Source organism: Leifsonia aquatica, assembly GCF_014190775.1.
Lineage (GTDB): Bacteria > Actinomycetota > Actinomycetes > Actinomycetales > Microbacteriaceae > Leifsonia > Leifsonia aquatica.
Genome location: NZ_JACHVP010000001.1, coordinates 1,809,568 through 1,836,112 on the forward strand (window position 1 = coordinate 1,809,568; position 26,545 = coordinate 1,836,112).

At 71.0% G+C, this 26,545-nt stretch carries 27 protein-coding genes and 1 tRNA gene; 14 read left to right on the forward strand and 14 right to left on the reverse strand.

Features of this window, described 5'->3' with window-relative positions:
* Positions 1–79: 79 nt before the first annotated feature.
* Entirely contained in the window at positions 80–1,360 is a 1,281-nt protein-coding gene (locus tag FHX33_RS08675) for an FtsW/RodA/SpoVE family cell cycle protein (protein ID WP_183428352.1), read from the forward strand.
* On the opposite strand, the gene FHX33_RS08680 is transcribed toward FHX33_RS08675, so the two are convergent.
* From FHX33_RS08680 to FHX33_RS08695, 4 genes are read right to left on the reverse strand one after another with little or no spacing between them, the layout of a single operon-like run.
* Entirely contained in the window at positions 1,323–2,402 is a 1,080-nt protein-coding gene (locus FHX33_RS08680) for an ABC transporter ATP-binding protein (RefSeq protein ID WP_183428353.1), read from the reverse strand. The two genes, FHX33_RS08675 and FHX33_RS08680, sit on opposite strands and share 38 nt — an antisense overlap.
* A 2-nt stretch (positions 2,403–2,404) precedes the next feature.
* Entirely contained in the window at positions 2,405–3,220 is an 816-nt protein-coding gene (locus FHX33_RS08685; protein WP_021759136.1) for an ABC transporter permease, read from the reverse strand.
* Positions 3,217–4,197 (reverse strand): ABC transporter permease, encoded by a 981-nt coding sequence (locus tag FHX33_RS08690; protein WP_183428445.1) that lies wholly within the window; start codon positions 4,195–4,197, stop codon positions 3,217–3,219. The genes FHX33_RS08685 and FHX33_RS08690 overlap by 4 nt, the downstream gene beginning before the upstream one ends.
* Complete coding sequence (locus FHX33_RS08695; RefSeq protein WP_021762878.1) at positions 4,176–5,315, reverse strand: ABC transporter substrate-binding protein; 1,140 nt, start codon at positions 5,313–5,315, stop codon at positions 4,176–4,178. The genes FHX33_RS08690 and FHX33_RS08695 overlap by 22 nt, the downstream gene beginning before the upstream one ends.
* Before the next feature lie 151 nt (positions 5,316–5,466).
* Between FHX33_RS08695 and FHX33_RS08700 the strand changes: the two genes are divergently transcribed.
* Positions 5,467–6,693, forward strand: coding sequence for a winged helix-turn-helix domain-containing protein (locus tag FHX33_RS08700; RefSeq protein ID WP_039922114.1), 1,227 nt, complete (start codon positions 5,467–5,469; stop codon positions 6,691–6,693).
* Positions 6,694–6,762: 69 nt separating this feature from the next.
* On the opposite strand, the gene FHX33_RS08705 is transcribed toward FHX33_RS08700, so the two are convergent.
* Positions 6,763–7,674: a M48 family metalloprotease gene (locus tag FHX33_RS08705; RefSeq protein WP_021762880.1), complete on the reverse strand. Its 912-nt coding sequence runs from the start codon at positions 7,672–7,674 to the stop codon at positions 6,763–6,765.
* 7 nt (positions 7,675–7,681) lie between these two features.
* A complete protein-coding gene (locus tag FHX33_RS08710; protein WP_021762881.1) occupies positions 7,682–8,248 on the reverse strand; it encodes a LemA family protein in 567 nt (188 codons plus the stop codon).
* Positions 8,249–8,410: 162 nt separating this feature from the next.
* On the opposite strand from FHX33_RS08710, the gene FHX33_RS22110 reads away from it, so the two are divergent.
* From FHX33_RS22110 to FHX33_RS08750, 8 genes are read left to right on the forward strand one after another with little or no spacing between them, the layout of a single operon-like run.
* Positions 8,411–9,031: a TetR/AcrR family transcriptional regulator gene (locus FHX33_RS22110; RefSeq protein WP_338092008.1), complete on the forward strand. Its 621-nt coding sequence runs from the start codon at positions 8,411–8,413 to the stop codon at positions 9,029–9,031.
* Between the two features lie 46 nt (positions 9,032–9,077).
* Entirely contained in the window at positions 9,078–9,854 is a 777-nt protein-coding gene (locus FHX33_RS08720; RefSeq protein WP_021763301.1) for an ABC transporter ATP-binding protein, read from the forward strand.
* Entirely contained in the window at positions 9,851–10,585 is a 735-nt protein-coding gene (locus FHX33_RS08725) for an ABC transporter permease (RefSeq protein ID WP_021763300.1), read from the forward strand. The genes FHX33_RS08720 and FHX33_RS08725 overlap by 4 nt, the downstream gene beginning before the upstream one ends.
* Positions 10,586–10,638: 53 nt before the next feature.
* Positions 10,639–10,929, forward strand: a complete 291-nt coding sequence (locus FHX33_RS08730) for a WXG100 family type VII secretion target (protein ID WP_155829037.1) — start codon at positions 10,639–10,641, stop codon at positions 10,927–10,929.
* A complete protein-coding gene (locus FHX33_RS08735) occupies positions 10,920–11,459 on the forward strand; it encodes a hypothetical protein (protein ID WP_179701757.1) in 540 nt (179 codons plus the stop codon). Before FHX33_RS08730 ends, FHX33_RS08735 begins: the two co-directional genes overlap by 10 nt.
* A complete protein-coding gene (locus tag FHX33_RS08740) occupies positions 11,456–11,779 on the forward strand; it encodes a hypothetical protein (protein WP_021758156.1) in 324 nt (107 codons plus the stop codon). Before FHX33_RS08735 ends, FHX33_RS08740 begins: the two co-directional genes overlap by 4 nt.
* A complete protein-coding gene (locus FHX33_RS08745) occupies positions 11,776–12,537 on the forward strand; it encodes a hypothetical protein (RefSeq protein ID WP_021758155.1) in 762 nt (253 codons plus the stop codon). The genes FHX33_RS08740 and FHX33_RS08745 overlap by 4 nt, the downstream gene beginning before the upstream one ends.
* The gene (locus tag FHX33_RS08750) at positions 12,534–12,974 is read left to right on the forward strand and encodes an SUR7/PalI family protein (protein WP_155828960.1); all 441 of its coding nucleotides are present in this window, start codon (positions 12,534–12,536) and stop codon (positions 12,972–12,974) included. The genes FHX33_RS08745 and FHX33_RS08750 overlap by 4 nt, the downstream gene beginning before the upstream one ends.
* 4 nt (positions 12,975–12,978) lie before the next feature.
* On the opposite strand, the gene FHX33_RS08755 is transcribed toward FHX33_RS08750, so the two are convergent.
* From FHX33_RS08755 to FHX33_RS08770, 4 genes are read right to left on the reverse strand one after another with little or no spacing between them, the layout of a single operon-like run.
* Positions 12,979–14,301, reverse strand: coding sequence for a D-arabinono-1,4-lactone oxidase (locus tag FHX33_RS08755; protein WP_021758153.1), 1,323 nt, complete (start codon positions 14,299–14,301; stop codon positions 12,979–12,981).
* Entirely contained in the window at positions 14,298–15,563 is a 1,266-nt protein-coding gene (locus FHX33_RS21555) for an amino acid deaminase/aldolase (RefSeq protein ID WP_021758152.1), read from the reverse strand. Before FHX33_RS21555 ends, FHX33_RS08755 begins: the two co-directional genes overlap by 4 nt.
* Positions 15,563–16,819, reverse strand: a complete 1,257-nt coding sequence (locus FHX33_RS08765) for an MFS transporter (RefSeq protein WP_021758151.1) — start codon at positions 16,817–16,819, stop codon at positions 15,563–15,565. Before FHX33_RS08765 ends, FHX33_RS21555 begins: the two co-directional genes overlap by 1 nt.
* A complete protein-coding gene (locus FHX33_RS08770) occupies positions 16,816–17,490 on the reverse strand; it encodes a TetR/AcrR family transcriptional regulator (protein ID WP_021758150.1) in 675 nt (224 codons plus the stop codon). Before FHX33_RS08770 ends, FHX33_RS08765 begins: the two co-directional genes overlap by 4 nt.
* 214 nt (positions 17,491–17,704) lie before the next feature.
* Here FHX33_RS08770 and FHX33_RS08775 point away from each other — a divergent pair, with 214 nt between their 5' ends.
* Positions 17,705–19,810, forward strand: a complete 2,106-nt coding sequence (locus tag FHX33_RS08775) for a hypothetical protein (RefSeq protein WP_183428354.1) — start codon at positions 17,705–17,707, stop codon at positions 19,808–19,810.
* A gap of 9 nt (positions 19,811–19,819) precedes the next feature.
* Here FHX33_RS08775 and FHX33_RS08780 read toward each other — a convergent pair whose 3' ends face one another.
* The 3 genes from FHX33_RS08780 to FHX33_RS08790 form a co-directional block, all read right to left on the reverse strand.
* On the reverse strand, positions 19,820–20,296 hold the full coding sequence (locus FHX33_RS08780; protein WP_021758280.1) for a hemerythrin domain-containing protein: 477 nt from the start codon (positions 20,294–20,296) through the stop codon (positions 19,820–19,822).
* Position 20,297: 1 nt separating this feature from the next.
* Positions 20,298–20,669 (reverse strand): YchJ family protein, encoded by a 372-nt coding sequence (locus tag FHX33_RS08785; RefSeq protein WP_021758281.1) that lies wholly within the window; start codon positions 20,667–20,669, stop codon positions 20,298–20,300.
* Positions 20,670–20,916: 247 nt separating this feature from the next.
* Positions 20,917–21,288: a VOC family protein gene (locus FHX33_RS08790; RefSeq protein WP_021758282.1), complete on the reverse strand. Its 372-nt coding sequence runs from the start codon at positions 21,286–21,288 to the stop codon at positions 20,917–20,919.
* Between the two features lie 228 nt (positions 21,289–21,516).
* Here FHX33_RS08790 and FHX33_RS08795 point away from each other — a divergent pair.
* From FHX33_RS08795 to FHX33_RS22115, 3 genes are all read left to right on the forward strand, one after another.
* A tRNA-Leu gene (locus tag FHX33_RS08795) sits at positions 21,517–21,590 on the forward strand.
* 74 nt (positions 21,591–21,664) lie between these two features.
* On the forward strand, positions 21,665–22,498 hold the full coding sequence (locus FHX33_RS08800; protein ID WP_021758284.1) for a M55 family metallopeptidase: 834 nt from the start codon (positions 21,665–21,667) through the stop codon (positions 22,496–22,498).
* Between the two features lie 776 nt (positions 22,499–23,274).
* Positions 23,275–25,053: a cell wall-binding repeat-containing protein gene (locus FHX33_RS22115; protein ID WP_039921171.1), complete on the forward strand. Its 1,779-nt coding sequence runs from the start codon at positions 23,275–23,277 to the stop codon at positions 25,051–25,053.
* A 71-nt stretch (positions 25,054–25,124) separates the two neighbouring features.
* On the opposite strand, the gene FHX33_RS08810 is transcribed toward FHX33_RS22115, so the two are convergent.
* Positions 25,125–26,537, reverse strand: coding sequence for an MFS transporter (locus FHX33_RS08810; protein WP_051336903.1), 1,413 nt, complete (start codon positions 26,535–26,537; stop codon positions 25,125–25,127).
* Positions 26,538–26,545: the final 8 nt, after the last annotated feature.

Genomic DNA, 26,545 nt, shown 5'->3' on the forward strand with positions numbered 1-26,545 from the left:
GGGTCGCCGGTCGTGCCCGCGCGCCTCGCCTAGGGTCAGGAGGACAGCGACCACCCTCGATCACAGCGAACAGCACCGCATGACAGCACCTCCCTCCCCCGCGCCCGCGTCCGGCGCCGGGCCCCGCCGCATCCTCATCCGATTGAAGGAGAGCGCCGCGCTGCCCTCCGCCTTCGGCACGCTGCTCGCCGCGGTCGTGCTCTTCCTCGTCGTCTTCGGACTCGTGATGGTGCTCTCGGCCTCGTCGGTGGAGTCGTTCACCGACGGCAACGGCTTCTTCGGCCGGTTCGGTTCGCAGGGCGGCTACGCCGTGCTCGGCGTCGTGCTGATGGTGATCGTCGCGCGGCTGCCGCGCCGGACCGTGCAGCGGGTCGCCGTCGTCGTGCTGGTGCTCTCGTGCGTGCTGCAGATCCTCGCCCTCGCGACGCCGCTGGGCGTGAAGATCGGCGACAACACGAACTGGATCCGCATCGGCCCGATCGCCGGCCAGCCGTCGGAGGGCATCAAGCTCGGCCTGGTGATCTGGCTCGGGATGATGCTCGGCCGCCGTCCGGAGGAGCTCCAGGACTGGCGCACCCTGGCCCGGCGGATCGTCCCGGTCGCCGGGCCCGCGCTCCTGCTCGTCGTGCTCGGCGGCGACCTCGGCACCACCGTCGTGATGGCGGCGTTCACGCTGGGCGCCCTCTACTTCGCCGGCGTTCGTCTCAAGCACCTGGGCGTCGTGCTCGGCGCCGGAGCGTTCGTCGCCATCCTGATCGCCCTCTCCAGCGCCACGCGCCGCGGCCGGATCTCCGCCTTCTTCGGCGGCACGAGCGCGGTCAACCCCGATGTGAACTGGCAGGTCGACAACGCGCACTACGCGCTGGCATCGGGGGGTCTGTGGGGTGTCGGCCTCGGCAACTCCCATGCCAAATGGTCCTGGCTGCCGTCCGCGGACACCGACTTCATCTTCGCGGTGATCGGCGAGGAACTCGGCCTGATCGGCGCGTGCGTCGTGCTGCTCCTCTTCGCCATGCTGGCCGTGCTGATGGTGCGCCTGGTGCGGACGACGCCGGATCCCGTGGTGCGCATCACCACCGGCACCGTGCTCGTCTGGCTGATCTTCCAGGCGTTCGTGAACATCGGGGTGGTGCTCGGGCTGATCCCGACCCTGGGCGTTCCGCTGCCCTTCATCTCCGCCGGAGGGACGGCGCTCATCGCGTCGCTCGTCGCCATGGGCGTCGTGCTCTCCTATACCCGCCGACCGCCGCGGTCCCCGCTGGACGGGCTCGACCGAGCGCACGTCGCCGCCGGCCGAGCGGGCGGCGACGTGCCCCCGGCCCTCAGACGACCGGGGAGACGGTGGCCGGCGCGCCGCTGAGCGCGATGTTCACGTGCTCCCCGACGGCGAGCACGTCCCCCGCGGCGTGCTGCACGGCCAGTTCGGTGCCGTCGGCCAGCCGCACGTTCGTGCGCCGGAGCGCGCCGAGGAAGCTGGAGGTCAGCACCTCGCCGGGCAGGCCGCTCATCCCGAGCACCACGTCCTCGGGACGGATGTAGGCGGTGACCGGACCGTCGGCCGCGGCCGACGCGAGCGGGACCTCCTGGCCGAGGACGGTGAGCCGGCCGCCTGCGACCGCGGCGGGGAGGCGGTTGGTGAGGCCGACGAACTCGGCGACGAACGCCGATGCGGGACGGCGGTAGAGCTCCTCCGGCCGGCCGATCTGCTCGATCCCGCCCGCCCGCATGACGGCGACCCGATCGGCGACGGCGAGCGCCTCCTCCTGGTCGTGCGTCACGAAGAACGTCGTGATCCCGAGCTCCGTCTGGATGCGGCGGATCTCCTCGCGCAACTGCACGCGCACCTTGGCGTCCAGCGCGGAGAGCGGCTCGTCGAGCAGCAGCACGCGGGGCCGGGTGACGAGGGCGCGCGCCAGGGCGACGCGCTGCTGCTGGCCGCCGGAGAGCTGGTGGGCGTAGCGCGCGCCATGCTGGCCGAGGCCGACCAGCTCGAGCGCCTCGGCGGCACGGCGTCGTCGTTCGGCGGCCGGCACCTTGCGCATCCGGAGCCCGAACTCGACGTTCTGCGCCGACGTCAGGTGCGGGAAGAGCGAGTACGACTGGAACACCATCCCGAGGTCGCGCCGGTTGGCCGGCTCGTCGGTGACATCCCGGCCGTCCACGAGGATGCTGCCCGCGTCGACGCGCTCGAGCCCGGCCAGTGCACGGAGCGCGGTGGTCTTGCCGCAGCCGCTCGGACCGAGCAGGGCGATCAGCTCACCCGGCTCGGCGGCGAGGTCGAGCCCGTTCAGGCCGGCGCCGCCGCCGAAGTCGCGGACGAGGCCGCGCAGCTCGACGGTGCTGCCGTGCCCGGCGGCGAGGGTGGGGGCGACCGTGTCGACGGCCGACGGGAGAGCGGACATGCCTAACCTTTCGCGGTGCGCCGCCGGGCCGCGACGAGGCGGTCGACGACGACAAGGAGGACGAAGGCGAACACCAGCGCGAGGAGAGCGAAGATGACCGCGACGAACGGATCGGACTGCGAGACCAGCAGCAGCGAGGTCTGCAGGTTCACCCGGCTGAGCAGGGAGGCGATCGTGAACTCGCCGAGCACGACGGCGACCGAGAGCGCGGAGGCGGCGAGGATGCCGCGCCGCAGGTTCGGCACGATCGCGCGCCAGAACACGGTGCCCCATCCCGCGCCCAGCGATCGGGCCGCCTCGCTCAGCGTGATGAGGTCGATGGCCGCGACGTTGCTCTGGATCGCCCGGTAGGCATACGGCAGGACGGTGATCCCGTAGGCGAACGCGAGCGTCCAGGTGCCGGACCCGAAGATCTGCGTGACCACGGCGTACGTCGGCGCCAAGCCGACGACCATCACGATCGCCGGGATCATGATCGGCAGCAGGCAGACGGTCTCCAGCACCCTCCGGAGCCGGGCGAACCGGAGCTCGACCAGCACCATCGTGGGCAGGAGGACGAGGAGCACGATCGCGACCGTCACGACCGCGAGCACCAGCGAGTTGCCGAGGCCCTGGTAGACGCGGTCGTAGCGGGTGGTCCCGCCGCTGAAGACGGCCTCCCACCGGTCGAAGCTGTACACGCCGGGCTTCGCGGTGCGCAGCGTGAACTCCAGCATCGAGAGCAGCGGGATGAGGAAGAAGAGGCCCAGCAGCGTCCAGATGATCGTGCGCGCGACCGGCCCCGGGCCGAGCCGCAACTGCGCGGCGCGCCGGCTCATCGCTGCCACCGGGCGGTACGGCGCACGAGCGCCGAGTACGCGAGCATGACGACGACCATGACGACCAGCATCCCGAGCGCCATCGCACCGGCGAGGTTCGCACGGCCGAGCACGGTCTCGCTGATGAGCGCCTGGCGGATCTGCAGGGAGACGATGTTGTTCGCCTGCCCGACCAGCGCGGCAGCGGTCGCGTACGACGAGAAGGCGTTGGCGAACAGGAGCAGGAGGCTGCCCAGGAACGACGGCAACAGGATCGGGCCGCCGACGCGGGTCCAATAGGTCCAGCGGCTGCCGCCGAGGGTGGCGGTCGCCTCAAGCCACTGCGGGCGCAGCCCCTCCAGCGCCGGGAGGAAGGTGATGACCATGAGCGGGATCTGGAAGTAGAGGTACGGGAGGATCAGGCCGGGCACCGTGTAGAGCCAGACGCCGTTCTCGTAGATGTTGATGTGGAACTGGTTGCGGAGCAGCACCGTGACGAGGCCCTGGGCGCCGATCGTCGCGATGAACGCGAACGCGAGCATGACGCCGCCGAACTGGGCCAGGACGCTGCTGGCCGAGTCGACCAGGGACCGGCCGAAGCCGCCGGGACGCGAGCCGAGGAGCGCGAAGCACAGGGCGGCGCCGGCGATCGCGCCGACGACGGCGGTCACGGCCGAGAGCCAGAAGGCGCCGAAGAACGAGCCGGCGATGGCGGGCTCGGCGAGGCCGCTGAGATTGGCCCAGGTGAACCGGCCCTCCCCGTCCACGAAGCCGCTGCCCACCGCGACCAGTGTCGGCACGGCGAGGAAGATCACGACGTAGAACGCGAAGGGGGTCAGCCCGAGCGCCGCGACGAGGCCGCGCGGCCGGCGGCGGGGACGCTCGGGCCGGGGGCCGGACGGCGGCTGCCGCCGGGTAGCCCCGGCGGCAGCGCTGTCGACCGCCGACGCCGGGGCGTCAGCGAGGGTGCGGGTCATCAGCCGACCGCGTTGGCCCAGGTGGAGTTGAGGAGCGTGCCGGCGTCGGTGGCCTGCTTCTCCGTCATCACGGCGACCTCGTCCAGCTTGCCCGGGAACTCCTTGGTGTCGAGCGTCTTGGCCTTCTCCATGGCGTCGACGCGGGCCGGGTAGGCGCCGCCCTTCAGCCATGCGTTCTGAGCGGCGTCGCTGTAGAGGTACTCCTCCCACAGGCGCGCGGCCGCCGGGTGCGGGGCGTCCTTGTTGATGGCCTGGTTGTAGTAGCCGACGTACGCCTTGCCGGGGAGGACGACGTACTTCCAGTCGATGCCGCCCGACGTGATCGTGTCGGAGGTCGTGTAGCCCTTCTGGTTGAACGACCAGTCGAGCAGGACGGGGGTCTCGCCCGAGGCGATGGTGTTCGGCTTGCCGTCGGCGGCGTTCCAGTTGCCCGCGGCCTTCAGCTTGGAGAACCAGTCGACGCCGGTCGTCAGGTCGTCGAGGCTGCCGCCGGCCTGGAGGGTCGCCCACGCGACCGCACCGGCCGCGGCGGCCGCCTGGGTCGGGTTGCCGTTGAGAGCGACGGCACCCTTGAATTCGGGCTTGAGGAGGTCGTCGAAGGTCTTCGGCGGCGTCTTGATCTTGTTGGCGTCGTAACCGACCGCCATCACGCCGTAGTAGCCGACCTTCCAGAGGCCGTCCTTCTCCTTCTGGTCGGCGGGGATGTCGTCCCAGCCGGTCGGCTTGTACGGCGCGAAGTACTCGGTGTTGGCGAGTGCGACGGACGAGCCGATGTCGAAGGTGTCGGGCGCGGTGTCCTGGCCCTTGAGCTTCTTGGCGGCGTCGATCTCCTCCTGGCTGGAGGCGCTGTCCTGGCTGGGGTTGATCGTGATGCCGTACTTCTTGGTGAAGCCGTCGAAGATCTCCTGGTAGTTCGCCCAGTCGCCGGGGGTCGCGATGATGTTGAGGCTGCCCTCCTTCTTCGCGGCGGCGACGAGTGCGTCCATGCCGCCGGCCGAGGCGACGTCGGTGGCGGTGGCTGCCTTGTTGCTGTCGGCGGTGCTGCTTGCGTCCGCTCCGCCCGAGCAGGCGGCGAGCGAAAGGGCGACCACGGTGGCCGCGGCCGCGAGGCCGGCGACGCGTGCGCGCTTGTTGATCACGGAATATCCTCCAGTGCACGGGTTAGACCGGGCGTGCGCCCGGTCCGACTGTCACGGTAGGCAGCGCGGGAGACGCGCCGGCCAGCGAGCGGTGACGCGCAGGTGAACTCGTGGTGTCGGCCGTCCTCGATAGGGTCGACCCGTGGTCGCACTGGTCTCCGCCGAACTCCGTTCCCCCGACGTCGTCTCCCCCGCGCTCGCGCGTCGCATCGCGCTCGGCGCCCAGGGCTTCGGGCGTCCGCGGCCTGCGGTGGTGGGTACCCGGCAGCTGAACGGCCTGGTGGACCGGCTCAACCTGCTGCAGATCGACTCCGTGAACGTCTTCGAGCGCAGCCACTACCTCCCCGCCTTCGCCCGGCTCGGCGCCTACGACCGCTCGCTGCTCGACCGGCTGACGTTCGACGCCCGCGGCCCGCACACCGAGTACTGGGCGCACGAGGCCGCGTTCATGCGCAAGGAGGACTGGCCGCTGTTCCGCTGGCGGATGGAGTCGTACCGTCGGAGGTACGGCGCCGCCGACAGCTGGTTCGAGGCCAACCGCGAGACGGTCGAGTGGCTGCGCCGGGAGCTGGCGGCGAACGGCCCCCTCGCCGCGAGCGAGATCGAGCACGATGCGAACACCCGCACCGGGCCGTGGTGGGGCTGGTCGGCCGTCAAGCGCGCGCTCGAGTTCCTCTTCCTGTTCGGCGAGGTCGCCATCGCGGGCCGCACCCGCTTCCAGCGCCGGTACGCCCTCGTCGAGGACGTCCTCGATGCGCGTGTGCTCGACCGTTCCGTCACGACCGACGACGCGGTGCGCGAGCTCATCCGGCGTTCCGCGGTCGCGCACGGCATCGGCACCGCCAAGGACTTCGCCGACTACTACCGCATCAAGGTCGCGCCCGCGATGACCGCGATCCGCGACCTGGAGGACGCCGGCGAGCTGATCCCGGTCCGGGTGCCTGGATGGGAGTCGGCCGGTCGGCCCGCGGCGGCCTGGATGCACCGGGATGCCCGCAAGCCGCGGCACGTGGAGGCCGCAGCCCTGCTCTCCCCGTTCGACCCCGTGGTCTGGTATCGCGACCGCGCGCTGCGGATGTTCGGATTCCACTACCGGATCGAGATCTACACCCCGGCTCCGCAGCGGATCTTCGGCTACTACTCGCTGCCGATCCTGCTGGACGACGCTCTCGTCGGCCGCATCGACCTCAAGAGCGACCGCCAGGCCGGCGTGCTCCGGGTGCAGTCGGCGTGGACCGAGCCGGGCGCTCCGGAGGCGACGGTGGAGCGGCTCGCACCGCTGCTCGCCGAGACGGCGGCGTGGCAGGGGCTCGGCGGCGTGGAGATCTCCACGGAGGCACGCGGCGACCTGGTCCCCGCGCTCGCGACGGCGCTCTGACGCGCGATTCGTGCCGAATGCGGGGTATCGCTCCCGCATTCGCGCGATTCGTGCCGAATGTCGGCAGGGCTAGAAGCCGGCACCCATCTTCTCGAGGCGCTCGACGCGCTCGGGGATCGGCGGGTGGGTGCTGAACAGGCGGCTCATCAGGCTCGGCTTGAGCGGCTCGGCGATCCACAGGTGCGCCATCGAGGTGTTCTGCTTGCGCATCGGCTGCGCGTAGGTCTCCAGCTTGAGCAGAGCGCTCGCGAGCGCGTCCGGGTGACGAGTGGTCATCGCCCCCGTCGCGTCGGCCAGGTACTCGCGCTGACGCGAGACGGCCAGCTGGATGAGGGTGGCGAGCAGCGGCGCGACGATCGCGGCGACGAGGCCGAAGACGAGGATGACCGGGTTGCCGCCTCCACCGCCGCCGTTGTTGTTGTTCCCGCCGCGGTTGTTACCACCGATGGCGCCGAAGAACGCCATGCGCATGAAGATGTCGGCGACGAGGCCGATCGCGACGGTCAGCCCGAAGACGATCATCGAGAGCCGGATGTCGTAGTTGCGCACGTGCCCGAGCTCGTGCGCCATCACGCCCTCGAGCTCGGCGTCGGTCATGATGTCGAGCAGCCCGGTGGTCGCGGCGACGGAGGCGTGCTCCGGGTCGCGCCCGGTCGCGAAGGCGTTCGGTGCCGGATCGTTCACGATGTAGACCGCCGGCATCGGCGTCCCGGTCGTGATCGAGAGGTTCTCGACGACGTTCCAGAGCCGCGGGTTGTCGGCCTTCGTGATCTGCACGGCGCCCGACATGCTGAGCGCCTGGCTGCTCGCCATGAAGTACTGGAACACCGAGAAGAGCACGGCGCCGATCACGATGACGATGAAAATCGTCCAGCTGTTGTAGAGGTACGCGGCCAGCCAGCCGAGCGCGCCGATGATGATCAGGAACAGCAGGATGATGAAGACGGTGTTGCGCTTGTTCCTGGCGATCGCTCTGTACATCGAGGCCCTAGAACTGGACGCGCGGAGGTTCGGCGATCGCGGCGAGGTTGTCGACCTCGAAGAAGTCGCGCTCGCTGAAGCCCAGGCGGCGGGCGAAGAGGTTGTTCGGGAACACCTTGATCTTGGTGTTGAACTCGCGGACGCCGCCGTTGTAGAACCGGCGCGACGCCTGGATCTTGTCCTCGGTGTCGACCAGGTCGGCCTGCAACCGGAGGAAGTTCTGGCTCGCCTGCAGCTGCGGGTACGCCTCGGCCACCGCGAAGATGCTCTTCAGAGCGGACTGCATGTGGCCCTCGGCCACGGACGCGTCGGCCGGGCCCTGGGCGGACAGCGTCTCGGCGCGCGCCTGGGTCACCGCCTCGAAGACGCCCTTCTCGTGCGCCGCATAGCCCTTGACCGTCTCGATGAGGTTCGGGATGAGGTCGGCACGACGCTTGAGCTGCACCGTGATGTCGCTCCACGCCTCGTCGACGCGCACCTTGAGCGTCACGAGGGAGTTGTAGGTGGCCCACAGGTAGATCCCGATGATCGCGACGATCACGACGACGATGATGACCGGAATGAGCCATTCCATTTTCGGGTACTCCTTGCGTGGGGGCGCGGACGGTTGGGGCGCACGATCATCCTAACGGCGGTCGCCGGGCCTCTCACCGCGTTCCCATGACTCTCAAAGCTAGGTGGCGGGCACCTCCGAGATCCCGGCGGCGCGAACGACGCCGGGGTGCACAATGGACGCGTGAGCGAGGTGGCCGAGCGGCGCGGCAGAGGGCGTCCGCGCAAGGCGCGCGGGGCGGCGTCCGCACGCGACGCGATCGTGCGCGCCGCCGCGGAGGAGTTCGTCGAGCGCGGCTACGAGGCCGCCTCCTTGCGCGCGATCGCCCGGCGAGCGGGCGTCGACTCCGCCCTCGTCCACCACTACTTCGACGGCAAGGCGGACCTGTTCGCCGCCGCCCTGGAGGCACCCCTGCGCCCGGACCGGGTCCTGGACGTCGTGCTCAGCGCCCCGCGCGAGGAGATCGGCGAGCGCCTCGTCCGCTACCTGTGCGAGCAGCTCGACGACGGCCCGGCCGCGGGACGGATGGTCGTCGTGCTCCGCACGGCGCTCGGCAGCGGTCCCGGGACGCGCATGGTGCGCGAGTTCCTGACCCGTGAAGTGTTCTCCCGTCTCGCCGCCCTGAACGACGGCGCGGACGACGCCGAGCTGCGCGCCGATCTGGCCGCGGCGCAGATCGTCGGCCTCATCATGACCCGCTACGTGCTGAAGCTGGAGCCGGTGGCGGCGGCGTCGGCGGACGAGCTGGCGCGCCGGGTGGGCCCGGTGCTGCAGTGGCACCTGTTCGGAACGCCCCTCGGCTAGCCGCCGCTCTTGACCCGGCGGTGCGCACGGGCGAATAATTCACCACATGATGAATTACTCGCCCGGCACGGAGACGCCCGCCGATGCCGCCGTCGTCATGGACGGCCTGCGGGTGAAGCGCGGGCGGGCGCTGGTGCTCGACGGGCTGTCGATCAGCGTGCCCCGCGGCCAGGTCGTCGGCCTGCTCGGACCGAGCGGCTGCGGCAAGACCACCCTGATGCGCTCGATCGTCGGCGTGCAGCGTGTGGCGGGCGGCACGGTGACCGTGCTCGGGCAACCGGCGGGGACCGCGGCGCTGCGGCACCGGGTCGGCTACGTCACCCAGGCCGCCAGCGTCTACGACGACCTGACCGTGACGCAGAATCTGCAGTACTTCCGCCGGGTGCTGGGAGCGGGCGCCGACGACGTGGCAAGCGCGATCGCGGCCACCGACCTCGGCGCGAACGCCGCCCAGCTCGTCTCCACGCTCTCGGGAGGACAGCGCAGCCGGGTCTCCCTCGCCGCCGCCCTGCTCGGCTCCCCCGACGTCCTCGTCCTGGACGAGCCGACCGTCGGCCTCGACCCGCTGCTCCGCGCCGACCTCTGGGACCTGTTCCACCGCCTCGCGGAGGGCGGCACCAGCCTCCTGATCTCCAGCCACGTGATGGACGAGGCGACCCGCTGCGACCGCCTCCTGCTGATGCGGGAGGGCGCCGTCATCGCGGACAGCACACCGGACGAGCTCCTCGCCGAGACCGGTGCGGTGGATGCGGAGGGTGCGTTCCTCGCCCTGCTGCGCCGGCGGCATCCGCGCCACCAGCTGCCGGACGGGGACGAGCGATGAACGCGACGCGCACGTTCGCCACCGCGGGCCGGGTGCTCACGCAGATCCGGCACGATCCGCGCACCATCGGCCTCCTCGTCCTCGTCCCCGCTCTGCTGACCGGTCTCGTGGCGTGGATCTTCACCGACACGGACGTGTTCCAGACCATCGGGCCGGCGATGCTCGCGCTCTTCCCCTTCATCGTGATGTTCCTCGTGACGAGCATCACCACGCTGCGGGAGCGGCGGACCGGCACGCTGGAGCGCCTTCTCTCCATGCCGCTGGGCAAGGGCGACTTCCTCCTGGGCTACACGCTCGCGTTCGCGCTGCTGGCGATCGTCCAGTCGTGCGTCGCCGTCGGCTTCGCCGTCTGGGTCTGCGGGCTCGACATCGCGGGGAACGTCTGGCTGCCGCTCGCCGTGGCGGTGGCCGACGCCATCCTGGGGACGACGCTCGGCCTCTTCGTCAGCGCGTTCGCGCGCACGGAGTTCCAGGTGGTGCAGTTCATGCCCGTCATCGTCTTCCCACAGGTGCTGCTCGGCGGGGTCTTCCTCCCGCGCGACCAGCTCCCGGATGTGCTGCACGCGATCAGCGACTGGCTCCCGCTCTCCCACGCCATCGACGCCCTGAACGCCGTCGCGACCGACTCGCATGACGCGGCGTACGTCGGCGGCGAGCTGCTCATCATCGGCGCGTTCGCGCTCGGCGCCGTGGTGCTGGGCGCGCTGACGCTCCAGCGCCGAACGCCCTGAACCGTGCTGGCACGGATGGGCAGCGCCGGAGACACCGGGCTAGGGTGATCACCGTGAGCGTCGAGTACGGAATGGAACTCGGCGGCATGGGGGCTCTTGTCGACAAGCTGCGCTCTGCCGTCCGAGACATCGAAACGGAACTGTCCACCCTGGACGAGCAGGCCGCACGCCTGCGCTCCTCCTGGACCGGAGAGGCCTCGGCGGCCTACGACCGGGCCCACGCCGAATGGACGGCCTCGTTGAGCGCGCTGAACGCGGCGCTCGACCGGTCCGCGTCCGCCGCCGAGAACGCGGTCAACCGGCACCTCGCCGCGCGTGCGGAGGTGGCGGCCCTGTGGAAGTGAGGCCCGGACTCGATGCGGACCCGGCGGCACGGTCGCGGCGGCTGCTCGCCGAGGCGCGCGCCGTGCAGGCCGACCTCGCCGCCTTCCTCGCGTCGTCGCGCGCCCAGCTCGCGGAGGGCTTCGGACCTCCAGCCGTGACCGCCGAGTACGGCGAGGACGGCGTGCTGGCCTATCTCCGCATCGATGCGGAGGCGCGCAAGCAGCTCACCGAGGCCCAGCTCCTCGCCCAGCTCGAGGCGGCGCTCATCGTGAGCCCGGCCATCGGCGTCTCCGGCGACCCGCGAGCGCTCGCCCGCCGGCTGAACGCGCTGATCGCGTCCGCATCCGCGCAGCAGGAGCGACGAGCGCGCGAGGAGTTCTCGACCCGCGACGGCGCCCTCACGCTGCAGAGCGTCGACGGGCGACCGGTCGGTGTCACGACCCGGCCGGGCTGGGTCCTGTCCGAGCCGTCGACGGAGCTCGGCTCGGCGATCGTCCAGCTCGCACGACAGGCGGCGGTGGCCGCCGAAGACGAAAGGGGGACGGTGTGACCGACACCGTGGTCATCAACGGAGCCGTTCTCGAGAAGGATGCCGAGAGCGTGTGGCAGGCCGGCGCAGACACCTTGAAGGGGATGACGGCCGCACTGCCCTCCATCGCCGCACCCGATTTCTCGATCATCCCCGGCGGCCAGGAGGCGGCGAAGCTCTACGTGACCGCTCGCCAGGCCCTCGCCGACTACATCGACGGCGGCCAGAGCGAGTTCCTCGCGTTCGAGCACCTGCTGCTGCAGACCGCGATCGCGTACGGGAAGGCGCACGGCGCCACCGTCGAGGACATCACCCGCATGGAGAAGGAGCTCGAATCATGAGCTACGTCGACGTCATCCGCGACCAGATCGTCGAGCAGCTGGAGTCGGGACAGAAGGGTCTCGACTGGATCGACAGCAACGGCCCCTCCATCATCCGGACCGCGCTGAACATGTATCTCGACACGGTCCTCCACCTGCCGGTGCCCGGCTTCGTCACCGACCGGCTGGCCAATGAGGCCATCGAGAAGATGCACGAGGCGACGAAGGAGATCCGCAAGTCGCTCGAGGAGGCGGAGCGGCAGATCGCCTACGTCGGAAGCCCCGACCGGCTCCGTGCCGCCGCGTCCGCCATCGGCGACAAGGTCGTCACCCCGGCGCGCGACCTCGCGTCCGGCATCGTCCTCGGCAAGCTGCCCTCGACCTCCCCCTCCAACTGGAACGACGGGGAGGCCAGCGGCAACTACGTGCGCGCCGTGGACGGCCGCGACGACGCGGTGACCGCTATCGACACGTACGCGAACCCGATCTCGTCGGCGCTCGACGACCTGGCCGACGCCATCGAGAACTACTACCTCTCGCTGCTCGCGGCGGTGGTCGGCGTATGCACCTTCATCCTCAGCATGGTCGAGACCATCCTGAGCCTGGTCGGCGTCATCACGGCGCCGGCGGCGATCATCGGCGTCGTCGGGATGCTGCTCGGCGGGATCACCGCCGGGATCGCCATCTTCCAGCTCGCCGTCACCGCGGAGCAGAATGCGCGATCCATCACCGGCGGCCTGAGCGGAGACGTGCCCGAATGGCCGAGGGTCCTCGCGTGACCGCCCCGGCGACATCGGGCGTCGCGCTCCCTGATTCCTTCGGCGGCTCGATCCGCACGTGGCGGGCCGTCGGCGTCACCGCGCTCAGCGTGGCGATCCTGGGCGCGTTCGCCGTGCTCGTGCTGCTCTTCGTCGGCCTGTACGCGCACAACTATGCGCCGCTGCTGATCACCGGGCTCGTCACGGCGGTGCTCGCGCTGATCGGGATCGTCTCGGTGTTCGTGCTGCTCGCGAAGCAGAACGACCAGCGCAACGCCCTGTCCGACGCCCTCACGCTCGGCGGACACCCGGGCGTCGACGTCCGTCGGCTCCAGGTCGGCCGCCCGGTGCCGTCGCCGCAGGGCGTCGAGCTGCGGCTGCGGCGCGAGAAGGACGACGCGGGCTCACCCTGGCTTCTGGTCGACGCGTACTCCTACGCGCCGCGCCCGACGGCGTAGCCGCCTACTCCCCCAGCACGCGTCGCAGGTAGGCGTTCTCGAAGCGGCGCTGCGGGTCCAGGCGGTCGCGTACGGCGAGGAAGTCGTCGAACCGCGGGTACACGGTGCGCAGCGAGTCCGCGTCACGGTAGTGCATCTTGCCCCAGTGCGGGCGGCCTCCGTGCGCCATCATGATCTGCTCGACCGCGTGGAAGTACGCGCTCGGGTCCTCCCGGTAGTAGCGGTGCACGGCGATGTAGCCGGTCTCGCGACCGTACGCGGTCGAGAGCCAGTTCTCGTCGGCGGCGGCCGAGCGCACCTCGATCGGGAACGAGATGCGCCAGCCGCGCTTCTCGATGAGGGCCTTCACCTCGGCGAGCGCCTCCGGAACGGCCTCGCGCGGGATCGCGTACTCCATCTCCCGGAAGCGCACGGTGCGGTTCGTGACGTAGACCCGCGGCGAGTGATCGGTGAAGTCGCGGTTGCCGGTGAGCTTCTGCGCGAGCCGGCTGAACGGCGGCACGATCGCCGGGACCACGGTGCCGACCGCGCACACGCCCCGGTAGAGGCCGTTGGCGAGGAGCTCGTCGTCCATCCATCGCCCGACCGCGGAGAGCGGGGCGCGCTGCTCTGTGAGCGGCAGCCGGGTGTTGGTCTTGGTGAGCGCCGTCTCGGTGTGCGGGAACCAGTAGAACTCGAAGTGGTCCTCCTCGGCCGACCGGTGCAGGTAGCCGTCGAGAGCGTCCTGTAGCGGCTCCGGCCGTTCGACGGCCTGGAGCAGGAAGGCCGGCACGCACTGGAGGGTGATGTCGAGGATGACCCCGAGCGCTCCGAGCCCGAGCCGCGCGGCCGGGAGCAGCTCCGCGTTCTCGGTCTCGCTGATGCGCAGCACCTCCCCCTCGCCGGTCACGAGGGTGAGCGCGACGATCTGGGTGGCGAGGCCGCCGAACGACCCGCCGGTGCCGTGCGTGCCGGTGGAGGTCGCACCCGCGATGGTCTGGCGGTCGATGTCGCCCATGTTCTGCAGGGCGAGACCGTGCGGGCGCAGTAGGGCCGGGAGCTGGTGCAGGTGGGTCCCGGCCGCCAGCGTGACCCGGCCGCGCTCGAGGTCGACATCCAGGACGCCGGTGATCGACTCCAGGTCGAGGAGCACCCCCGGGGCCGCCGAGATGGCGGTGAAGCTGTGCCCGGCCCCGATCGCCTTGACCCGCATCCCCTGCTTCGCGGCGGCGGCGACGGCGCGCTGCACCGCGTCCGGGGTCGCCGGCCGTTCGATGCGCTGGGGGCGGATGGACTCGCTGCGCCCCCAGTTGCGCCAGACGCCGGTGCGGCCGTCGACCGCCGTCACAGGAACACCTTGCCCTCGCCGCGGTAACTCGGGGTCTCGCCGACGACCGTCGCGCGGCCGTCGACGACGTCCACGAGGTGGAAGACGTCGACGTGCTCGCTCAGCTCGCCGGACTTGGTGTGACGCAGCCACACGCGGTCGCCGATGCGCATCACGCTGGCGGCGGCGCCGGTCAGCGGGGTCTGCACCTCGCCGGCCATCTCGCGGTCCACCATCGACAGGCCGGTCGGCCAGACGACCTTCGGCATCCGATCGGTGCCGGGAGGCCCGGACGCGATCCACCCGCCGCCGAGAAGCGTCGCGATGTCCGGGCTCGGGCGCCGCACGACGGACAGGGCGAAGGAGGCCGCCGGAGCGGGACGGAATCCCCGGTAGGTGTCGAACAGGTGACCGCCGAACAGGCCGCTGCCGGCCGCGATCTCGGTGACCGAGTCGTCCCGGCCGGTGAACTCCAGCGAGCCGGTCCCGCCGCCGTTGACGAACTCCAGGTCGGCGAGCGCGCGCACAGCCGCGACCGCCTCCCCGCGCCGGGCGAGCAGTTCGTCCTGCGAGTTCTTCTGCACCCAGCGCAGTGTGGCACCCCAGGCGGGGCGACCGGTCGGGTTGTCGCCCTGGCCGGCGATCTGCGCCTCGTAGCCCATCATCCCGACCAGCTCGAAGCCCGGTCGGCGCACGATCTCCTCGGCGACCGCGCGCACCTGCTCGACGGTGTGCAGCGGCGACCGGAAGACGCCGATGTGGCCGAGGACCGGGGCGTCCCACGAGGAGTCGAGCTCGAGACAGACGCGGATGCGCTCGCGCTCGGCGGGCGGCACGACCGCGTCGATGAAGTCGAGGTGCGCGATGGAGTCGACCATCAGCGTGACCCGGGCGGCGAGCTCAGGCGAGTGCGCGAGCCGCGCGATGGCACCGCGGTCCGCCGTGGGGTAGCCGACGACCACATCCTCGATCGGCGGGTGCTCGGCATCCCCTTCGGCCAGCCAGAGCGCCTCGGGGAGGGTGTACGCCAGCACGCCCGCATAGCCGGGCAGGGCGAGCACCGCGTCGAGCACCGAGCGCACGCGCACCGACTTGGACGCGACACGGATGGGCTTTCCGCCCGCACGGCGCAGCATGTCATGCGTGTTGTGGCGCAGCGCCGGGAGGTGCAGCACCGCGAGCGCCGGGTCCAGCCGGGTCGTCGCGGCCGACAGGGACGGCCAGAACACGTCCGGCGTGGTCCAGGTGCGTTGGGCGGGGGTGGGCGGGGTGGTCAGATCCATCAGCGCACCGCTTTCACTCGGGCGACCGCGAGAGCACCCGCGAACGCGAACAATCCGGACAGGATGAAGAGGCCCATGAACCCGCCGAGCGCGGCGACGATGCCGGCGCCGATCAGCGGCGCCATCGCCTGGGGGACGGCGGTGGCGATGTTCATGATGCCGAGGTCTTTGCCGCGGCTCTCCGGGTCGGGGAGCACCTGGGTGGCGAGCGCCTGGTCGACCGACAGGAAGCAGCCGTAGCCGAGCCCGAGCAGGCCGGCCGCGATCATCGCCGCGGACAGCTCGGGGACGAACGCCAGCAGCAGGGCGGCGACGCCCTGGATCGCCGATGACAGGAAGACGAACGCCTTGCGCCGCCCCAGCTTGTCCGAGAGCCGCCCGAAGACGAGCGAGGCGATGATGACGAACACCATGTAGATGAGGATCAGGATGAGGAGGTCGTCGTCGGCGTCCGGATCCTTGAGGCCGAACTCGAGGAAGTACAGCAGCAGCGAGGTGCCGAACGCGTTGCCGAAGTTGACCAGGATGCGGCTGAGCAGGGTCCACCCGAAGTCCGGGTGCTCGCGCGGGCTGATCCAGAGCCCCTCGATGAGGCTGCGCGCCGTCATCGGCTGACGCAGCTCCTTCGGGAGCACGGCGTCGGGCAGGAAGAGGAAGGGCAGCACCAGGACGAGCAGGAGCACCGCCATCGCCGCGTAGCCGACGACCGCGCCCACGAACACGTAGGTGACGAGCGAGACGCCGAGGATGATGCCGATGGCCTGCGGGGCGCTGATCCAGCCCGACACGTACCCGCGCTGCGCGACGGGCACCTGGTCGCTGATCGTCGCGGTGAGCGCGGCCGTCAGGACGCAGAACCCGGTCAGGGCGAGCGACCAGAAGACGCCGATACCGACGATCGAGGTCTGCAGGCCGAGCAGGAGGAGCGAGACGGCGAAGAGCAGCGCGCCGCCGGCGATCCAGGGCCGCCGCCTCCCGAACCGGCTGGTCGTGCGGTCGGAGAGGGCGCCGGTCAGCGGGTAGGCGATGATCGCGCAGACCCCCGAGATGCCCGAGATGATGCCGAAGACGACGACATTGTCGACCCAGTAGGTGGTGTGCAACTGGGTCTGCACCTGGTCGGGCAGCAGCTTCTGGATGGGCGCGAGCTGCGCCATCCACACCCCCAGCCACGCGATGGCGAAGAAAGCGATCCAACGGCCCGGGATGCGGCGCGTGGGTTCGGCGAAGACCGCCGGGGTGGATGTGTCGGTCATCGGGCACCTGCGTTCGGGAGGAGGGATGCGGAGGGTGACGCGGGTGGTGCGGGCGGTGCGGGTGGTGCAGGTGGTGCGGTCGTCGCCAGGGCGGCGAGCGCCCCCGCGGCGAAGTCGATGGTGGCGGCCGCGGCGCGGTCGTCGCGGGTGGCGAGCCAGGCGACGGTGAGGCCGTCGGTCAGGGTGACGAGCAGGCGCGCGACGTCGGCCGTCGGGAGGGACCAGGTGCTCCCCGTGAGTGCGGCGGCGTCGGCGGCCGCCCGTTCGGCGACCTCGTAGTAGCGCTCGTACTGCCGCGCGGCGAGCGGCGCGAAGCCCGGATCGCGCAGCGCCCACTGGGTGAGCTCGAACATGGCCTTCTCACGATCGGGGTCGGCCCGGACGCCCTCGAAGTAGTGCTCCAACCCGCTGCGGATCGCCTCGCGCAGGTCGGCGGGAGGCGGGTCGAACGCCGGCTCCAGGTCGGACTGCTCCCCCGCGACCGCGAGCTCGACCAGTTCGGCCATCAGCTCGTCGCGGGAGGAGAAGACGTAATGGAAGCTCGCCAGCGGCATCCCCGCCTCGGCGACGATGCGGCGCGTAGTGGCGGCGGCAACGCCATCCCGGGCGACCACGCGGAGGGCAGCCTGAACGAGGGCGGTACGACGAGCGGCGGGCGGGATGCGCGTCATCGGAGTCTCCTCGGGATGTCTCGTGCGACGGTGCGCGAGAAAGTGGGACGGTTGACCCAGATGTCAGTATGCCCCAAATCCGGCCCGGTGGTTTGACACACCATGGCGCGGCCCCCTGGAATGGGGTGGAATGCGGGTGTACTTCTCTGATACTTCTCCTCCAGTCCGGTCGCGGGGGGCGACTGGACAGCGCCGTCGTGCGCTCGCCTCCGGCGTGATCGCCGCACTCCTCCTCGTCGCGACGGGAGTGCTGGGAACGGCCCTCCCCGCGGCCGCCGCTCCGGACGGCGCGCCGACCCCCGATCGGCCCTCCGCGACGGTGCCCTCATCGGGCACCCCCACCCCGCCTCCGTCGCCCGTCGCCCTCGACGACCCGGGCGACGCCCTCGTCACCCGATTCCCGCTGACCGTCCGCGGCAGCGGGGAACCCGGGGACACCATCGCCGTCTCCGCCGGCGGCGCCGGGTCCGCCGCGAACCGCTGCGACGCGACCGTCGATGGCTCCGGCCGCTTCTCCTGCGACCTCCGCGCCCTCCCGGACGGCCCGAACGTCACCATCCGCGCCGAGTCCGCCGCGACCGGGCAGGCGGACACCACGCGCGTCGACGTCCTCTCCCCGCCGGTCCTCGCCTCGGACGGCACCCCGTCCGGCGGTGGAGTGCGTGGAACCGCGTATCCCGGCGCCCGCGTCACGGTCACCGCCGACACCGGTGCGACCTGCCAGTTCCCCGCCGACTCCAGCGGAGCCTGGGGATGCGTGCTGACCGGTTCGCTGCCCGACGGCCGCCACACCGTGACCGCGACTCAGGTCGCGCCGTTCTCGGGCTCGCGCAGCGCCGCCAGTGCACCGGTGACCATCGTGGTCGACACTTCTGCGCCGCCCGCTCCGACGATCACGTCGCCCTCCCCCGGCGCCACGGTGAACCCCGGCGAGGCGATGACGTTCGGCGGCGCCGGTGAAGACGGCGGGACGGTCACGGTCTACGCCAACACCTCGGCGGGAACCAGCGTCGCCTGCACCTCCCCCGTGTCGGGCGGCGCGTGGTCGTGCTCCGGGACACTGCCGGAGGGCGGCTTCCTGATCACCGCGCTCCAGCGCGACGCGGCGGGCAACATCAGCGCGGGCAGCAACTCCGTCGCGGTGAGCGTCGCGCGGGCCGGCGCTCCCGCAGCGCCTCCCGCGACGCGCAAGCCGAAGCCGACACCCACGCCGACGCCGACTCCCACGCCGTCCGCGCCTCCCGGGACGACGGCCCCCGTCCCGCCTGCCGCGGGCGGGCAGCCTCCCGGTGCGGAGAGCTGGATCGGGACGCCCTTCAGCACGGCCTCCGCGCCGGTGGTCTCGGCCGCGGCCTTCCCCGGCTGGCTGCGCTCCGTGCTGCTGGCGCTGGCGGCCCTGGTGCTGCTGGTACTGCCAGCGCGCCTGCTCGCCGCGACGATCGCCCGCAGCCGGGCCGCGCGTGCGGTCGCCGACGACGTGCCGCGCGAGCGCTCGTCGATCTTCGGCCGCAACCGCGCGCGTGGCGAGCTGGGCGAGGCCGACGCGTTGCTCGGGCGCCGCGCCGGTGACGGGACCAGTGCCGCAGGATCCGCGCGCCAGCCCGTCTGGCTGGCTCCGCTCACCGGCGTGCTGGCCGCTACTCTCGTCACCCTGTCGACATCGGTCAAGGATCCGGCCGCGTACATCCGGCTGCTGATCGCCGTCGTGATCGCGATCGTGGTGGTGAACGCCGTGTGGGTGCTCTCGGCGCGCGGCCTCGCCCGACAGCTCCGTCTCGCCGTTCCGCCGGTGGCGGTGCGGCCAGGGATGCTGGTGATCGTGGCCGTCGCCGCGATCGGTTCGCGCCTGTTCGGCCTCGAGCCGGCCCTGCTGTTCGGCCTGGTCCTGGGCGTGACGATCGCGCCGGAGCTCGGACGGGTCTCCCGCGGGCGCATCGCCGCGGTGCAGGTCTCCGCCACCGCTGCCCTCGGTGTGCTCGCCTGGCTGCTGACGGGTGTGCTGCCGCCGCCGTCGGGCGCGGTGTCCGCGTTCGTCGTGGAGTGCGCCAACGCGCTCGCCATGGTCGGGCTCGGGTCCAGCGCCATCGCTCTCCTGCCGCTGGGCGGCCTGGCCGGCCGCGCGGTCTTCCAGTGGAGCCGCCTGATGTGGACGGGGCTGAGCCTCGTCGTCTACACCCTGCTCTTCGCGCTGCTCCTGCCTGTCGCGTCGCTCGTGCAGACCGGGAGCGGGCTGGTCGCCGCGACGGTCGTCGCCCTGGCGTTCGCCGTGCTCAGCGTGTCGGCGTGGCTCTGGGAGCGGTACGTGGAGCCCGCGCGCTAGGAGCCGGAATCACAGCGGCCCGAGCACGCTCGCCGGGTCGGCGTCGAGCGCCAGCGTCTCCAGCACGGTGAGCAGCTGACGTTCCTCGTAGCGGAAGTGGTTCTCCATGATCGCCGCGATGCCTGTGACGTGCCGCTCCAGTTCCTCCGGTGCGGCTGCCGACGACACAGCGGACTCCAGGTCGCCGATGAGCTGGGCGATCATCGTGTGGTCACGGGTCAGTTGCGCGAGAGTGTCCCGGAGCTCAGGATGGGCGGCGGCGATCGCCGGGAACAGTTCGCGATCCTCGCCCTCGTGATGCCCGGTGAGCGCCGTGCAGAAGCCGTGGCAGAACAGGAGGAGGTCCCGGCTCGCGGCCTGCGCGGGCTCGCCCGCCGCGATGGCGTCCTGCACGACGCGCAACGCGTTCCGGAGGCGGGTGTGCACGTTCCGCAGCTCGTCGCTCCAGGCGATGAGACGGCCCGTCTCGCCCCCGCTCGCGGCCACGCTAGAGCGCCTCCACGTAGAACCAGTCGCGGCCGTCCTTCACGAAGCGGGAGGCCTCGTGCAGTTCGCCGCGCTCGGCGCCGCGGTAGAAGGCGCCGAATTCGACGACGCCCTCCCGGTCGAACGGCCCCCCGCGTTCCGTCCGCTCGATGTCGAGCCGGTACCAGCGGAGGCCGTCGTCGAGGTCGAGCTCGTCCGGCCGGGTGGAGGGGTGCCAGCTGCGCAGCAGGTACGGTGCGTCTCCGAGCGCGAACGCGCTGAACCGGGAACGCATCAGTCGCTCCGCCGTCGGCGCGGGCTCCCCGCGGTGGAGGGGCCCGCAGCACTCGTTGTACGTCTGGCCGCTCAGGCACGGGCACCGCTCGGAAGTCACCCGTCGAGCCTATCCGGATCGCGCCCGCCGGCGCCGGAGACAGAGAACCCGGCCGAGGCGGGAAATCGGGGGATCGCAAGCCTCGGCCGGGGGAGGACACCTCACCAGAAAGGGTGCCTGCGGACAGTGTGCGATGCCCACGTGAGTGTGAGCTATGGACGGCCTGAAGGACCTCTCACAACGCCCGGCGCACGCCCGGGAGTGTCGTCCGGGGCGGTCGGTCAGGCCGGCCGGTCAGGGCGATCGGTCAGGCCGGTTCGCGGGCGGCGGGTCCGGCGGCGACCACACAGAACCGGTTGCCGTCCGGGTCTGCGAGCACGACGTAGTCGGCGCCGTCTTCGTAGTCCCACTCGACCTCGGAGGCGCCCAGGCCGATCAGGCGCGCGACCTCCGCCTGCTGATCGTCCGCGTACAGGTCCAGGTGGTGATGCGGCGACCGGTTCGTCTCGGTCCCGACCTCCTTCAACGCCAGCCGGGGACCGTGCCCCGTGACCGGCGCGAGCAGCGCCCAATCCGTGTCCGGTTCGTACACCGGTTCGTAGCCGAGCACCGCCGTCCAGAAGGCGATCCCGCGCTGCACATCCCGCACACCCCACACCACCGAGCCGATCCGGATCATGGGCCCACCCTCCCCCGTCGGCGTGCGACTGGCAAGGCCCGCGCGGGTGTACCGTTGACGTCATGGCAGGCGTTCTCATCGGAATCATCTCACTCGTCGTCCTCGTCGGCGGCGTGACCGCACTCGCGGCGATCGTGCAGATGGTCAAGTCGCCCTACCGCGGCAAGTAACCCGCACCTGCTCCCGTCGCTCCGCCGCGTCCGCGGCGCTCGCTACGATGGTCGCCGGGCCCCCATAGCCCAATTGGCAGAGGCAGGCGACTTAAAATCGCCTCAGTGTGGGTTCGAGTCCCACTGGGGGTACGTGTCCGCTGCGTGGCCACCGGCTCCCGGCCCGGGCGCCATCGGCACCCGTTTCACGGGAGTAGGGTGGCGCCGTGGACGTGCTGATATCGGTCGATCTGGAGGGCGTCGCCGGGATCGCCGCGCTTCAGCAGTTGCATTCCGGCGGACGTGATTATCCGGCGGCCCGCGCGCTGATGACGGCCGAGGCGAATGCAGCGGTGTCCGGTGCGTTCGACGGCGGCGCCACGTCGGTCGTGGTGAACGACAGCCACGCGGCGGGCGACAACCTGCTCGGCGAGGAGCTCGATCCACGCGCCGAGTACGTGGTCGGGGACCCCAAGCCGCTCGACATGCTCCAGGAGCTCTCCCCGCGGACCGGTGTCGTTCTGTTCGTCGGCTACCACGTCGGGCCGGCGAGCCCGACCGGAGTCCTCGGGCACAGCTTCAGCGGTGCCGCGTTCGCGGATGTGCGCCTCAACGGTGCCTCGATCAGCGAAGCGGAGCTGAACGCCCTCGTCGCCGCCGAGATGGGCGTCCCGGTCGGGCTGGTGACCGGCGATGACACGATCTGCGCTCTCGCAGCCCGGACGTTCCCGGGGGTGGTGACCGTCCCGGTGAAGACGGCCGTGGGCCGAACCGCGGCGCGCAGCCTGCATCCGGCAGCGGCGCGGACGGCGATCTCGGCCGGAGCCCGCGAGGCGGTCACGAACGCAGCCGCCGGTCGGCTCGCACCGGTCGCCATCCCGCCGGAGCTGGTGATCGAGGTCGAGTTGCGGGTCAACGGTGCCGCCGACATCGCTGCTCTGGTCCCCGGAACGGAACGGACGGATGTCCGCACGATCCGCTACCGCGCGAGCACCCCGCGGCAGGCTCTAGACCTGCTGATCGTCTGGTCGACCCTCGCGAGCCAGTACGCGGAGCGTTAAGGCGTCTCGCCGCATCATCCGTCTGGGCGGGCGCGACAGGGCAGCGCGACACCGATGGCTATGACGCGGGCATGGGAGCACCGATGGGAGCGCATTGCGCGTCCAGCCGCTCGAGATCCTGGTTGACTCGCTGCACGTCCGGCCGGGACGCTGTGGCGCCTTCGACGAAGTCGCTGAGCGCGGCCGCCAGGGCGGACCAGGACTGGTCGGCGCTCTCGGCCGCGATCGCGGAAGCCGTCGCCGGTGCAAGGCTCTCCGCAGATGCAGGAACTCCGATCGTGCCATCGGCGAGGCCGGCGCTGACGACCTGGCACGCCTTCTTCGCTTCGTCGAGCCCAGCTGAAGGCGCCGTTTCCGGCGCGGCGGCCCCAGCGTCCGGGGCCTTGGTTGCCCTCGATCCGGCAGGCGCCGACGGGGAGGAGGGCGAGTGACTCGCACTCGCGCCAGGTGAGCTGGTTGGGTGCCTGCCTTCGGGTGACGAGGTGGGCGCGCACCCGGCGAAAAGCCCCGCCGTGACGATCGCCGCAGCGGATATCGGAATCAGCCGTTTCATTCCATCCCCCAAAATTCAGCCCTTCTGGTAGGGCCGATCGTATGCCATGGTCTAGTCAAACGCACTTCAGTGCATACATATAGGGGGAAGAATGCGTCGATTGTTCGCGGCAATTTTTGCTGCGCTTATCGTGGTTTCGGGGGTAGTGGTGAGCGCCGCGCCAGCGTCGGCCGCACAATGTGCGGACGCCGCCTGCGTCAGCGTCCCGAGTACGAAGCAGGCGGTGGCTGCTCAGCTCGTCACGTATTACAACAACGGGCTGTCGTCGGCCGCCGGCCCCAAGATCGTGATCCCCGGTCAGTATCCGGGGATCTTCCCCAACGAGATCCAGGCGATTGCGAACGGCACCGTGACCGCGACGTGCGACGTGGACATCCGCGCGCTCCAAACCATCCTGATCGTGGCCCGGCATTTCGGCTCCGCGACGATAACGGACCTGAATCGCAACTGCTCCGGCGCCACCGACGCCACTTGTCCCGGGAGCCCGGTGCACTGCGTCCAGGGCACCGGCGGCGCTCCCACGAGCGCGATCGACTTCGGCTCGATCGGCGGTCTCGGCGGCCCCAGTGCATCCTCCGCGACCGCCCTGTTCTCGTTCATGGCGGGCTTCGTGCCCCAGGTAGCGAACGGGAGCTGGACCGAGGCGCTCTGCGGTGACGGCGCTGTCTCGTCATACATCCACCAGTTCTTCGTCACGGGCGCTGGATGCGATCACCACCACATCGATTTCCGGGGAACGGCGCAGGGCCTGAACATCCCCGCCGCGAACGTAGCGCCCATCGGCAACTTCGAAGGCGCCACCAGCCCGTCCGCCGGTGCCATCTCCGCTTCGGGATGGGCCCTCGACATGGACTCGCCGTCGGCATCCATCAACGTGGCCGTGTATCTCGACGGTGTGCGGACCGCGATCGCGCCCGCGAACCTTCTCCGGCAGGACGTAAACAACGCCTACGGGGTGACGGGCAACCACGGCTTCAGCGTCCCGATCGCGGCGAACCCCGGTTCACATACCGTAGGCGTTTCCGCCATCGACTCGACGACGGGCGCGGAGTCCTCGATGGGGACCCGCGCGGTCGTCGTGGGCGGCACCAAGCCCACGGCCTCGCGCATCTCGGGCGGCACACGCTATGACACTGCAATCGCGCTATCGCAGGCGGCCTTCCCGACGACGGCACCCGTCGTCTACCTGGCCAGCGGCCAGAACTCGGTCGACGCCATCTCGGCCGGACCGGCCGCGGCGAAGGCAGGCGGCCCGCTCCTCCTCAACGACGGGTCGACGATCCTGCCGACGGTGATGGCCGAGATCCAGCGGCTCAATCCGGCCAAGGTGCAGGTCGTCAGCGGCACGGGGTCGATCCCGGACGCGGTGCTCACGACCATCCGTCAGCAGTTGCCGAACGCGACCGTCACCCGGCTAGCGGGGGCTGACCGCTTCGAGACATCCAGGAACACCATCCGCAGCGCGTTCACCTCGGCGCCGGTGCTGTTCGTGGTCGACTCGGGCGCGTGGACCGACGCCTTCGCGGCTGGCAACACCGCCGTCTACAACGGGGAGCCTGTGCTCCTCGTCAACGGGCCCAACGCCGCGATCGACGCTGCGTCGGTAACGCTCATCCACGATCTCGGCACGACCGGGATCCGGGTGATCGGCGGCCCCAACAGCGTGAGCGACGCGATGGTCAGCAACCTCACCAGCATCGTGCCCAATACCGCCCGCGTGTACGGTTCGGACCGGTTCGAGACGGCATCGGTCGTCGCACAGCGCACCTACACGTCCGCGACCACTGCGTACATCGTGTCCGGCCTGGACTACCCGGACGGCCTCACGGCCGGGGTAATCTCCGGCAAGAACGGCGGCCCACTCCTGCTCTCCCGTCCGGAATGCGTGGCGCAGAGCACACTGCAGACGATCTACAAGTTGAACGTCACCAACGTGGTGGTCATCGGCGGGACGACGGCGCTCTCGAGCGACGTGGCTGCACTGAAACCCTGCGGCGTGTAAGGACCGCGTGCATTGAGGGCTCCGGCCTACCTCCGGGTGGCCGGAGCCCTCGCCTGTCGCCGTGGCTGGAACTACGCCCGCTCCGCCGCCGTCTCGCGCGGGATTCGCCGGTCCACCCCCGTGATGACGAGCAGCGCGATGCCGATGCCCGCCATGACCCAGGCGAGGGTGTGGAGGCCGGCGTCGGTGGCGGCCTCGCCGAAGGTGATGCCGATGAGGCTGGAGGAGAAGATCGCGCCGATGTAGGCGAAGGTGCGGTAGAGGCCGGACGCGACGGCGATCTCGCCGGCCGGAGCCTGCACGTAGAGGCTGGCCTGGTTGGCGAAGCCGGTGAGGCCGTTGGCGACGCCGAGCAGGGCGGCCATGAGCAGGAGCAGCCAGACACTGGTGTGCGCGTCCATGAGCAGCAGCAGGGTGGCGGCCGCGGCGATGGCGAGAGCGCCCAGGAGCAGCGGGCTGCGCACCCAGCCCCGGTTCGACACGATGCGGGCGAGCACGATGCTGATGCCCGAGAGCGGCAGCAGGATGAGACCGACCTGCGTCGGCGTGTACCCGGCCGACTGCTCCATCCACTGGCTCACGCCGTACAAGGTCGAGTAGCTGACGAGGGCCGACAGGGTCTGCCGCAGGTAGGTGCGCTGGAGCGGGCCGTTGCTGCCGAGCATGCGCACGTCGATGAGCGGCCGGGTCGCCCGGCGCTCCCAGAGGATCAGGGCCGCGGCGCACACGACGACGATCGGGAGCAGCCACCAGATCGGCGCGGAGAGGCTGGAGAGGAAGAGCAGGAGGCTGACGATCGTCGCGGCGAAGAGGCCGATGCCGGGCAGATCGACCGACACGAGCAACGACCGCACTCCCCCGCGCTCGCGCGGCGCATCCTTCTCGACGCCGAGCAGGGTGAAGGTCAGCACGATCAGCGCCAGCGGGACGTTCACGAGGAAGAGCGCACGCCAACCGAACGCGCCCGCGAGGATGCCGCCGAGGGGCAGTCCGACGACCGCCGTGATCTGCGCGGCGATGGAGAAGTTGCCGAGCACACGGGACGGCACGCCCACCTTGTGCTCGTCCGCCCGCCGCCGGACCATGGCCATCGCCGTCGGGTAGGCGGCCGAACTGCCGATGCCGATCAGCGCGCGCGAGACGAGGAGGAAGCCGAAGTTGGGAGCCGCCGCACCGACCACGCCCGCGATCAGCAGGATCACGATCCCCGACACGAACACCCGCCGCGGCCCGAACACGGTCGACAGCTTGCCCATCGTGGGCTGCATGATCGCGCTGCACAGGTACAGCACCGAGATCAGGCTCGCGGTCTTGCCCGGCCCGAGGTGGAAGTCGAGGCCGATGGCGAGCAGACCGGTGGCGAGCATCGAACTGTTGATCGGGTTGAGGGTGGACCCGAGGAGGAGCGGCGCGGTGAAGCGCCACTCGAAAGGCTGGGTGGTGGCGGCGGTGCGGTCGGTGGTGGCCGTGAGGACTCCCGAAATCGTTCAGA